Raw genomic sequence first — 1,975 nt, 5'->3', positions numbered from 1 at the left:
CTCCAGCAGCCCCAGCAGCCCCGCCGCCGCCAGCGGCAGCAGCACCGCCACCATCGGCAGTCGGTAGCGGGTGAGCACCGAGGCGAGGAGGAGGGTGGGGACGCCCGCGAGGATTCCCACGTACAGGGGCCACACCTGTCGCCAGCGCGAGCCGGTGGTGATGACCCCCACCGTCCCCAGGATGCCGAGGAGCCAGAACGGCACGGGCAGCGCATTCAGCGCGGGGGACCCATTCTGGAAGAGGTCCACGTCCACGTTGTTGGGGACTTCCACGCCGTGCACCGTCGCGACGAGCTTCTCCACGCACAGGTACAGGTAGCCCGTCAGCGATGCGTGGGTCCGGATGGCCGCCAGCAGCGAAGGCAGCAGGTGTCCGTCCGCCTGCGCGAGGATGGCCGCGTAGTGCTTGCTGATGATGAACTGCGAGGGCAGCGCGTCCTCCACGTGGAAGAGGGCCAGCATCGCCGTCCCGGAGCCGTTGAGCTTGAACAGGGGCACGCCCACGGCGGCGTTGCGCAGGAGGGCCGGGAGCATGGCCAGTCCCATGCAACCGAGGGCGAGCCCCACGTCCCGCACCTTGCAGCGTCGCAGCACCAGGGCGCCCACCAGTGCCAGGGCCACGAAGAAGACGAACGGGACCTTCAGGAGCAGCGACAGTCCGGACAGCGCCCCGAACAGCGCCCAGCGCCAGCCACCCCGGTCCAGGGCCTCCAGGAAGGCCCAGAGGAGGGCCAGGGTGGCGAACACGATGAGCGAGTCGCGCAGCAGGGCGAACTCATGGACCATGAACGGCGCGTAGCCCATGCCCAGCAGTGCCGCGAGCACGCCCACGCTCTCGCCCAGCAGCCGCCGTCCCACCAGGTACGTGAGCCCCAGCGCGCCCACGCCCAGCAGGCCCTGCCAGAGAAAGACAAACCACGCGCTGGGCCCGGCCACGACCCGGGTGAGCGCCATCAGGTAGGGGTAGAGTGGCTCCTGGAAGTACGTGGCCCCGCCCAGCCAGTGGTCCCAGAGCCGGACCGCCATGGGGCCCGGCTCGTAGGACGCGTCCTTCGCCAGCCCGAGCTGGACCGGGAGCTCGGGGTGCTCACGCATCACCTGATGGGCGACCTTGCGCATCCACGGTGGCATCGGATGGAGGGGCTCGCGCTGCAGCCAGTCCACCTCCGCGAGGTGCCGGGACCAGGTGACGAAGAAGGCGTTGTCGGAGGCGGGGACGAGCTCCTGGATGCGCACCAGCGGGCCCCCCGCGAGCTCCATCCCCACCATCAGCCGCAGGAAGACCGCGGCGAAGAGCAGCACGCCCAGGACGCGGCGGCGGTGGCGGACGAGCCAGCCATCCAGGCGCTCGGTCAGGGGAGGGGGCGGGTTCATCGGGCTCCAGGGCCTGCGAGACTACACCGGCTCCACGCGCGACGCGGGGGCGCCGGACGGCTCGAAGCGCGGCGCATCCTCCGCGAGCCCCGCCGCGCACAGCCGCACCACGCACATCCACACGCAGTCCGCGAGCAGCAGGTGGACAAGCTGCATCGCCACCGGCGCCAGCAGCACCAGGTTGATGACGCCCGCGCACAGCTGCGCGACGTACACGCCGGTGAGGAGCACCGACGCCCGGCGCACCTCCGGCGAGGGCCGCAGCCGCGCCACCCACCGGCCCACGAACACCAGCAGCGCGCCCAGCCCCACCGCGAACACCGGGTGCAGCACGCGCAGGCGCAGGAGCACGTGCGCCGTCTCCGACACGTCCTGGCGCAGGCCGTCCGCGAGGCTGGTGGCGGGGAACAGCGTGTCCCCCAGCGCGGCCACCGCGCCGCTGACGCCCAGCACCAGCATGCCGGCCACGCTCGCGCCCAAGAGCGCGCCCACCGCGCCCTGGCCCTTGAGCACCATGCGCGCGCGGCCTCCCGCCGCCCACACCACCAGCGTCTGCGCGCCGACGAGGAGGAAGGTGTTGGTCAGGTGCACGCCCATCCAC

2 protein-coding genes are annotated in these 1,975 nt (G+C 72.2%); both read right to left on the bottom strand.

The genetic code is table 11. The features are described from left to right. On the bottom strand, positions 1–1,374 hold a 1,374-nt coding region (locus D7V93_RS42370; RefSeq protein ID WP_147451658.1), incomplete at its 3' end, for a glycosyltransferase family 39 protein. A 21-nt stretch (positions 1,375–1,395) separates the two neighbouring features. Continuing rightward, on the bottom strand, positions 1,396–1,975 hold a 580-nt coding region (locus D7V93_RS42365), incomplete at its 5' end, for a COX15/CtaA family protein (RefSeq protein ID WP_208723339.1).

Origin of the sequence: Corallococcus llansteffanensis (genome assembly GCF_003612055.1) — a bacterium.
Lineage (GTDB): Bacteria > Myxococcota > Myxococcia > Myxococcales > Myxococcaceae > Corallococcus > Corallococcus llansteffanensis.
The sequence above is the reverse complement of the archived record's forward strand: the minus strand, read 5'-3'. Positions and strand labels throughout refer to the sequence as shown.